Here is an 8,282-nt window from a genome sequence, read left to right as displayed (position 1 = left end):
GCCCCAAGTTTCCTTGAACCCCCTTGGGGGGCGGGCTGGGCGGAGCCCGGCCCTGGGGGCGCTCATATGGCGCTCCGGCGCTGCCAGCTGAGGCAGCGGTTGTTGGCTGGCATCGCCAGGTCTTCGACCAGCTTGAAGCCGATGCTTTGCGCCAGGGCGTCCACGGCCTCGAAATCGCGGATGCCGCGCTTGGGGTCGTCGGCCTTCAGGCTCGCGTCGAAGACGGCGTTGCTCGGGCTGGTGAAGCGGCTGGCGTAGTTGAAGGGGCCGTAGATCGTCAGGCGGGCGTCGTCGGCCAGCACCGCGGGCAGCCCGGCAAACAGCGCTTCGACTTCCTGCCAGCCCATGATATGAAGCGTGTTGGCGCTGAACACACCATCGAAGCGCTCGCCGGGCCACGGCCCGCGAACATCCAGCTCGATCGGCGGCGGCGTGTTGGGCAGGCCGGCCTCGGCAAGCCACAGGCGGATACCGGGCAGCCACTCGGGCCGGTCGCTGGTCTGCCAGACGAGATGGGGCAGGGCGGCGGCAAAATGCACGGCGTGCTGCCCGGTGCCCGAGCCGATCTCGAGAACACGCCGGCGATCGGCAAAGTGGGGGCGAAGGGCGGCCAGGATGGGCTCCCGGTTGCGCTCGCAGGCGGGTGAGAAGGGCTTGTCGGGATGGATTTCCATGGCGGGGGGTGATGAGATTTTCATGCGAACCATTCGCATTTACATTTTATCAGACGCTGGCTAGACTCTTCAGCTGTTCGGTCCGCAAACCTTGCGGCCGCCAACTGGAGCGCCACGGATGAAGTTCAAGACATCGCTGCTGTTTGCTGCCCTCGCGGCCCTCTCCGCCGGGGCTTCGGCCGAAGAGAAGGTGCTCAACCTTTATTCGGCTCGTCATTATCAGACCGACGAGGCGCTCTACACCAACTTCACGGCCAAGACTGGCATCAAGATCAACCGGATCGAGGGCAAGGAGGACGAGCTCCTCGAGCGCATCCGCAACGAGGGCGCCAACAGCCCGGCGGACGTGCTGCTTACTGTGGATGCCGCCCGGCTCGCCAAGGCCCACGAACTCGGTTTGTTCGCGTCGGTCACGTCGAAGCTGCTGGAGGCGCGGATCCCCGCCCACCTGCGCACCGAAGACTGGTTTTCGTTCTCGACCCGCGGGCGGGTGATCGTCTATCGCAAGGGCAGCGTGAGCCCGGACGATGTGAAGAGCTACGATGACCTGGCCAAGCCGGCGCTGAAGGGCAAGCTGTGCTCCCGCTCGGGTTCGCACCCCTACAACCTGTCGCTTGGCGCGTCGATCATCGCCCACCAGGGCGAGGCGAAGGCCGAGGAGTGGGCGCGGGGCGTGGTGGCCAATTTTGCCCGCACACCCAAGGGCGGCGACACGGACCAGATCAAGGCGGTGGCAGCGGGCGAATGTCAGGTGGCGCTGTCGAACACGTATTACGTCGCCCGCCTGATGCGTTCCACCAAGCCCGAAGAGCAGAAGATGATGGAGAAGGTCGGCGTGGTGTGGCCCAACCAGGCCACCACGGGCACTCACATCAACGTGTCCGGCGGCGGCGTGCTGAAGCATGCACCGCACAAGGCGGCGGCGCTGAGCTTCCTCGAATATCTGGCTTCGGACGAGGCCCAGCGCCACTTCGCCGATGGCAACAACGAGTGGCCGGCGGTGGACAAGGTCAAGGTGACCAACCCGGCGCTGGATGCCTTGGGCAAGTTCAAGGCCGACACCCTGCCGGTGAAGAACCTGGCGATGTACCAGATCAAGGCCCAGATGATCTACGACCGCGCCGGCTACAAATAGGCGGGCCGGATTGCACCGGTTTCCCAAAACGCCCCCGGCGCCCAGTGCGCCGGGGGCGTTTTACGTGGACTTGCGCCCGCGGGAGATCTGGCGCGACAGGGCGATCAGCGGCAGGAGGCCCACCGCGACGATCGCCAGGGCGGCCGTCGAGGCTTCAGCCAGGCGCTCGTCGGAGGCCAGCGTGTAGGCCTGGGTGGCGAGGGTGTCGAAGTTGAAGGGTCGCATCACCAGGGTGGCGGGGAGCTCCTTCATCACGTCCACGAAAACCAGCAGAGCCGCGGTGAACAGGCTGCCGCGCAGGATGGGCACGTGCACCTTGCGCAGGGTGGCACCCTGGCCGAGGCCCAGGCTGCGGGCCGCGTCGTCCATGCTGGGGGTGATCTTGGACAGGCTGGCGTCGACTGTCTGAAGGGCCACCGCGAGGAAGCGCGCCAGATAGGCGTAGATCAGCGCAGCGATGCCTCCCGTGAGGAGCAGGCCCGGGTTGCTGCCGAAGACGCTCTCCCACTGGCCGGCGATCCAGTTGTCGAGGCGGGTGACGGGGATCAGCACGCCGACCGCGATCACCGTGCCGGGCACCGCGTAGCCGAGGCCGACCAGCCGGTTGAGCCCCTGCGCGAGCAGCGTCTTCGAGAGCCGGGCGCTGTAGGCAAGCAGCACCGCGAGGGCGACGGCGAGGAGGGCGGTGAGCCCGGAGAGGGTCAGGCTGTTGCGGGCCAGCATCAGGAAGCGCTCGCCGAACTGGGCGTCGCCTTCGCCAACCGCCATCCGCAGCAGCAGCCCGGCGGGAAGCAGGAAGCCCAGCAGCAGCGGCGTGAAGCAGGCCAGCATCGCCGCGATGCCGGCCAGGCCATGCAGGCGTCCAGGCGGCGGGCGATGGCGGCCGGAGGTGTTGTGGTAGCGGGCACGGCCGCGGGTGCTGCGCTCGAGGGCGACCAGCAGGAGCACGAAGCCCAGCAGGATGGCCGCCAGCTGCGCCGAGGCAACCCGGTCGCCCAGGGAGAACCAAGCGCGGTAGATGCCGGTGGTGAAGGTATTGACCGCAAAGTAGGCCACGGTGCCGTAGTCGGCCAGGGTTTCCATCAGCGCCAGCGCGACGCCGGCGGCGATTGCCGGGCGGGCGAGGGGTAGCGACACGGTGAAGAAGGCGCGCCAGGGGCCGGTGCCCAGGGTGCGGGCGGCCTCCAGCACACCGCCGGCACGCTCGAGAAAGGCGGTGCGGGCCAGCAGGTAAACATAGGGATAGAGCACGAAGACGAACATCAGGATCGCCCCGGGCAGGGTGCGGATGTCCGGGAAGTGGTAGTCGCCGTGCTCCCAGCCGAAAATTTCGCGCAGGGTGGTCTGCACCGGCCCGACGAACTGCAGGAAGTCGGTGTAAACGTAGGCCATCACGTAGGCCGGGACCGCCAGGGGCAGGACCAGGGCCCATTCAAAGATGCGCCGCCCTGGGAAATCATGCATCGCGGTGAGCCAGGCGGTGGTGACACCGACCACCGCCACACCCAGGCCGACGCCGGCGCACAGGGCGAGGGAGTTGGCGATGTATTCGGGCAGCACCGTGGACGCCAGATGTGACCAGGTCGTGCTGGTGCCGCCGAGAAAGAGGTTGAAGCCCACGCTCGCCACCGGGAGCCCGGTAAGCAATGCGACCAGGATGGCTGCGATGAGGAGCGGTGAGCGGGCTGCTTGCGGGATTCGGGAAGTCATGGCGTCTGGCGGTTGAATGCGAATTATAATTGATGCCATGTCCAAACTTGAACTCAAGTCCGTCATTCAGCGCTATGGGCGCCAGACCATCGTGAATGGCGTCGATTTTCGTCTCGAGCAAGGGAGTATCGCCTGCTTGCTCGGCCCCTCGGGTTGCGGCAAGACGACCTTGCTGCGGTGCATTGCCGGCTTCGAGGAGATCTCGGGCGGCGAGATCCTGATCCATGACGCGGTCGTCAGCCGTGCCGGGCACCGGGTGCCGCCGGAGAAGCGCCAGGTGGGCATGGTGTTTCAGGATTACGCGCTGTTTCCGCACCTCACGGTCGACCAGAACGTCGGCTTTGGCCTGGGCGGCACGCCGGCTTCCGAGCGCGCGACGCGGGTCAACGAGCTGCTCTCGACGGTGGGCCTGGCGGGGCAGGGGCGCAAGTTTCCGCACGAGCTCTCCGGTGGCCAGCAGCAGCGCGTGGCGCTGGCCCGCGCGCTGGCGCCGCGGCCGGAGCTGGTGCTGCTCGATGAGCCGTTCTCCAACCTCGACGTGGATCTGCGCGAACGCCTTTCTGTGGAGGTGCGCGAGATCCTGAAGAGCGAAGGCATGACCGCGGTGCTGGTCACCCACGATCAGCACGAGGCCTTTGCGATGGCCGACGAGATCGGCGTGATGTTCGAGGGCCGCATCCAGCAGTGGGATACGCCCTACAACCTCTACCACCGGCCGGTCAATCGCTTCGTGGCCGATTTTGTCGGCAAGGGCGTGTTCGTGCCCGGCACGGTGCGTGATGCCAGCAACGTGGAGATCGAGCTCGGGGTGCTCTCCTCGGGCGTGCCACCCGAGTGCTCGAAAGGCTGTGCGGCCTGCGGCCAGGGCTGTCTGGTTGACGTGCTGTTGCGGCCGGACGACGTGATCCACGATGACCGCAGCCCGACCCGGGCCGAGGTGCTGCACAAGGCCTTCCGCGGCGCCGACATCATGTACACGCTGCGCCTGGAAAGCGGCACCGAGGTCTTGTCCCTGGTTCCGTCCCACCACAACCACGCCATCGGCGAGAAGATCGGGGTGCGCCTTGAGGCCGACCACGTGATCGCCTTTCGGCAGAGCCGCTGAATGGACGCTGACGGCGCCTAAAAAGGCGCCTCGCTACCGAAGTGCAATGTGGCGCCGGTGAGCGGGTGGGGCAGGGTCAGCTGGCTTGCGTGGAGCAGCAGGCGGCTGGCTGCGTTCTGGCTGTCGATGTCGCCATACAGCTCATCGCCGAGGATGGGGTGGCCGATGGCCATCATGTGCACCCGCAACTGGTGTGAACGCCCGGTGTGGGGGCGGAGTTCGACACGGCTGTGGCCGCTGGCGGCATCGTGGGACAGCAGCGTGTAGTGGGTGAGCGAGGGCTTGCCGCTCTCGAAATCCACTTTTTGCCGCGGCCGGTTGGGCCAGTCGGCGATCAGCGGCAACGCGACGACCCCTGCTTCGGGGGAGGGGCGCCCCGCCACGACAGCGAGGTAGCGTTTCTCCACCCGTCTCTGCTGGAAGGCGATGCTCAGCCTGCGCTCCATTTCAAGGCCCCGGGCCATGACCAGCAGGCCTGAGGTGGCCATGTCCAGGCGATGGACGATACGTGCATCCGAAAACGCTGCCTGAACCCGCGTTGCCAGGCTGTCTGAGTGGGCAGGCCCTCTGCCGGGCACGGACAGCAGCCCGGGGGGTTTGTCGAGCACGATCATGCATTCGTCCACATGGACGATCGTCGGCATTCCGGGAGGTGGGTTATAGGTTGGCGCCGGCAGGGATGACATGGATGGTGCAGATTTCGGTGGAAGTCCATTGTCCCACGGGCTGGCCAACGTTGTGGCAGGCCCGCATTTGTGGCCAAACTCGTTGTCGGTGTCGACGTGAATGGGCGCTTGCGGCGTTCGATGGGGTTCTGCTGCACCGGGGTGAGGCGCAGCACATTCACCAAGGAAGTGCGGCGGCACGGTTTTGGTGCATGGCTTGGCGGTCGTGAGGCGCTTTTGGCCGTATTAAGTCGAGTTTTTTGTTGGCACGTTTTTCGCTATAGCCCTTAAGTGGTACTTGTGCTTCACGAACATAACAGGCGATCGCGAATGGCCCTCACTAAATTCTTCAATGAAATGACCGCGGACGACGGGAGCGTTCGTGCCCATTACGCCTCTTACGCCGCGTGGCTGAACGAAACGCCGCCCGACCGGATCGCACGAAAGCGAGCCGAGGCAGACGCCCTGTTTCATCGATATGGGATCACCTTCGCCGTGTATGGCGAGGAGTCGGGCACCGAACGCCTGATCCCTTTCGACATCATTCCGCGCATCATCCCGGCGCAGGAATGGAAGGGGCTCGAAGCCGGCCTGCGTCAGCGGGTGACGGCGCTCAATGCCTTCATCCACGACATCTACAACGAGCAGGAGATCCTCAGGGCGGGGCGAATCCCCACCGAGCAGGTTATCAACAACGCCCAGTACCGCCCCGAGATGAAGGGCGTCAAGGTGCCCTGTGCCATCTATGCGGCCATTGCCGGTGTCGATGTGGTGCGGGCCGGGGCAGGGGAGTTCTACGTCCTCGAGGACAACCTTCGGGTTCCCTCCGGCGTCTCTTATATGCTGGAAGACCGGCGCATGATGATGCGGCTGTTTCCGGAACTCTTCGCCCGTCACAAGATAGCGCCCGTCGAGCACTATCCGGACATGCTGCTCAACACCCTGCGCAGCCTGGCGCCCGCCGGGGTCAACGACCCCACCGTGGTCGTGCTGACGCCTGGCGCCTACAACAGCGCCTATTTCGAGCACGCCTTCCTGGCGCAGCAAATGGGCGTGGAGCTGGTGGAGGGGCAGGATCTCTTCGTGCGTGACGATCAGGTCTTCATGCGGACTACCCAGGGGCCGTGCCGCGTCGATGTGATCTACCGTCGGGTGGACGACGACTTCCTCGATCCGAAGTACTTCCGCAAGGACTCCATGCTCGGTGTGCCAGGCCTTCTGGACGCCTATCGGGCGGGGCGTGTGACGCTCTCGAACGCCATCGGCACCGGCGTGGCGGACGACAAGTCGATCTACCCCTACGTGCCCGAGATGATCCGCTTCTATCTGGGCGAGGAGCCGATCCTCAACAACGTACCGACCTACATGTGCCGCAAGCCCGAGGATCTTGCCTACACGCTGGCGCACCTGCCGGAGCTTGTCGTCAAGGAAGTGCATGGCGCCGGTGGCTACGGCATGCTCGTCGGCCCGGCCTCGACCAAGGAGCAGATCGAGACCTTCCGGCGCTATCTCGAGGCGAACCCCGAGAAATACATCGCCCAGCCAACGCTGGCCCTTTCTAATTGTCCGACCTTCGTCGAGAGCGGTGTTGCGCCGCGCCATCTGGACCTGCGCCCCTTCGTCCTGTCTGGGCGTGAAGTGCAGCTCGTGCCGGGTGGCCTCACCCGTGTTGCGCTGCGCGAAGGATCTCTCGTGGTGAACTCCTCGCAGGGCGGGGGCACCAAGGACACCTGGGTACTGGAGGCCTGACATGCTGAGCCGCACCGCTGATCACCTTTTCTGGATGGCGCGTTACATGGAGCGCGCAGAGAACACCGCACGCATCCTCGACGTCACCTATCAGCTGACGCTGTTACCCCGCAATGGTGAAGATGTCGACAACATGTGGAGCGGCATGCTCAAGGTAATGGAACTGCAGGACGCCTTCAAGGCGCGTCACAGCAGCTTCAGCACCGAGGCCGTGCTCGACTTCATGATCTTCGATCGTGACAATCCGGGCAGCATCTATCGTTGCCTTCGGGCGACTCGCGAGAACGCCCATGCCGTGCGCGGCACCCTGACCTCTGAAATGTGGGAAACCACCAATGGTACGTGGCTCAAGATGCGCGACTTCAGCCCGGCGAAGATGCTCGAGGCGGGCCCGGGTGATTTCTTCGAGTGGGTCAAGTATCGATCGCACACGTCTCGGGGCGTAACCATCGGAACCATGCTGCAGGATGAGGCGCTGCGCTTCATTCGACTCGGTACCTTCCTAGAGCGCGCAGACAACACCGCCCGGATCCTTGAGGTGAAGTACCTCAATCTGCTGCCAGGCTCCGATGAAGAAGTGCAGAGCGCCGATTACTATCAATGGAGCGCGCTGCTGCGTTCGGTCTCGGCATTTGAGGTGTATCGCCGGGTCTATCGCGACCAGATCAACCCGCTCCGTGTCGCCGAGCTGCTGATTCTCCGAGCCGACATGCCGCGGTCTCTGGCTCGCTGCATGAAGGAGGTGTACTCGAACCTCGCTCGAGTGGCCAATTCCCGCTCGGCAGAAACCGAACGACTCGCCGGGGAGCTCGAAGCCCACCTCCATTTCGGGCGTATAGAAGGAATTTTCGAGGGCGGGATGCGCAAGTATCTCGAAGACTTCCGCGACCGGATTTTTGATCTGGGCTGCAGGATCTCCGATGATTTCCTGATCCCTGCCAACGCTTGAGAGCGGTCTGATCGGCCAGCCAGAAAATAAATGAAATTAGTGCTTGGCAAACCCTGAAGACGTGTCTATAATGCGCAGCTTGTCGGGGCGTAGCGCAGCCTGGTAGCGCACTTGCATGGGGTGCAAGGGGTCGCGAGTTCGAATCCCGCCGCCCCGACCATTGTTTGAAAAATAAAGCCGCTCTCTTGAGCGGCTTTATTTTGTGAGAGGGTTGGTTTTGCTGCGGTAGTGAAAAGCAGCATTGCAAATTTTCTTCAAGGTGGTTTTGAAGGTTTGAAATTAATTTTCAAAACAT

General features: G+C 64.3%; 7 protein-coding genes and 1 tRNA gene. 5 read left to right on the top strand and 3 right to left on the bottom strand.

Annotation, left to right across the window (positions count from 1 at the left end; genetic code table 11):
* Positions 1–62: 62 nt before the first annotated feature.
* The gene (locus ZRA01_RS19275; RefSeq protein WP_246093766.1) at positions 63–698 is read right to left on the bottom strand and encodes a DUF938 domain-containing protein; all 636 of its coding nucleotides are present in this window, start codon (positions 696–698) and stop codon (positions 63–65) included.
* Between the two features lie 94 nt (positions 699–792).
* Here ZRA01_RS19275 and ZRA01_RS19270 point away from each other — a divergent pair, with 94 nt between their 5' ends.
* Positions 793–1,809 (top strand): Fe(3+) ABC transporter substrate-binding protein, encoded by a 1,017-nt coding sequence (locus tag ZRA01_RS19270; protein WP_141354999.1) that lies wholly within the window; start codon positions 793–795, stop codon positions 1,807–1,809.
* 60 nt (positions 1,810–1,869) lie between these two features.
* On the opposite strand, the gene ZRA01_RS19265 is transcribed toward ZRA01_RS19270, so the two are convergent.
* Positions 1,870–3,519, bottom strand: a complete 1,650-nt coding sequence (locus tag ZRA01_RS19265) for an ABC transporter permease (RefSeq protein WP_141354998.1) — start codon at positions 3,517–3,519, stop codon at positions 1,870–1,872.
* Between the two features lie 37 nt (positions 3,520–3,556).
* On the opposite strand from ZRA01_RS19265, the gene ZRA01_RS19260 reads away from it, so the two are divergent.
* Positions 3,557–4,624 carry an ABC transporter ATP-binding protein gene (locus tag ZRA01_RS19260; protein ID WP_141354997.1) on the top strand — a complete coding sequence of 356 codons (1,068 nt, stop codon included), beginning with the start codon at positions 3,557–3,559 and terminating at the stop codon, positions 4,622–4,624.
* 17 nt (positions 4,625–4,641) lie between these two features.
* Here ZRA01_RS19260 and ZRA01_RS19255 read toward each other — a convergent pair whose 3' ends face one another.
* On the bottom strand, positions 4,642–5,268 hold the full coding sequence (locus ZRA01_RS19255; protein ID WP_371859324.1) for an RluA family pseudouridine synthase: 627 nt from the start codon (positions 5,266–5,268) through the stop codon (positions 4,642–4,644).
* A gap of 351 nt (positions 5,269–5,619) precedes the next feature.
* Here ZRA01_RS19255 and ZRA01_RS19250 point away from each other — a divergent pair, with 351 nt between their 5' ends.
* From ZRA01_RS19250 to ZRA01_RS19240, 3 genes are all read left to right on the top strand, one after another.
* The gene (locus ZRA01_RS19250) at positions 5,620–7,038 is read left to right on the top strand and encodes a circularly permuted type 2 ATP-grasp protein (protein ID WP_141354995.1); all 1,419 of its coding nucleotides are present in this window, start codon (positions 5,620–5,622) and stop codon (positions 7,036–7,038) included.
* 1 nt (position 7,039) lies between these two features.
* A complete protein-coding gene (locus ZRA01_RS19245; protein ID WP_141354994.1) occupies positions 7,040–7,987 on the top strand; it encodes an alpha-E domain-containing protein in 948 nt (315 codons plus the stop codon).
* A gap of 83 nt (positions 7,988–8,070) precedes the next feature.
* Positions 8,071–8,147: transfer RNA gene (locus ZRA01_RS19240), tRNA-Pro, on the top strand.
* The last annotated feature ends 135 nt before the right edge of the window (positions 8,148–8,282 follow it).

Origin of the sequence: Zoogloea ramigera (assembly GCF_006539865.1) — a bacterium.
In the GTDB taxonomy this organism is placed as follows: Bacteria; Pseudomonadota; Gammaproteobacteria; order Burkholderiales; family Rhodocyclaceae; genus Zoogloea; species Zoogloea ramigera.
Note: the sequence above shows the minus strand (reverse complement) of the source record. Positions and strands in the feature narration are given on the sequence as shown.

Excerpts from the sequence above, each read along its gene's own strand:
- ZRA01_RS19275 (WP_246093766.1), bottom strand. The coding sequence starts at position 698 with ATGAAAATCTCATCACCCCCCGCCATGGAAATCCATCCCGACAAGCCC.
- ZRA01_RS19270 (WP_141354999.1), top strand. The coding sequence starts at position 793 with ATGAAGTTCAAGACATCGCTGCTGTTTGCTGCCCTCGCGGCCCTCTCC.
- ZRA01_RS19265 (WP_141354998.1), bottom strand. The coding sequence starts at position 3,519 with ATGACTTCCCGAATCCCGCAAGCAGCCCGCTCACCGCTCCTCATCGCA.
- ZRA01_RS19260 (WP_141354997.1), top strand. The coding sequence starts at position 3,557 with ATGTCCAAACTTGAACTCAAGTCCGTCATTCAGCGCTATGGGCGCCAG.
- ZRA01_RS19255 (WP_371859324.1), bottom strand. The coding sequence starts at position 5,268 with ATGCCGACGATCGTCCATGTGGACGAATGCATGATCGTGCTCGACAAA.
- ZRA01_RS19250 (WP_141354995.1), top strand. The coding sequence starts at position 5,620 with ATGGCCCTCACTAAATTCTTCAATGAAATGACCGCGGACGACGGGAGC.
- ZRA01_RS19245 (WP_141354994.1), top strand. The coding sequence starts at position 7,040 with ATGCTGAGCCGCACCGCTGATCACCTTTTCTGGATGGCGCGTTACATG.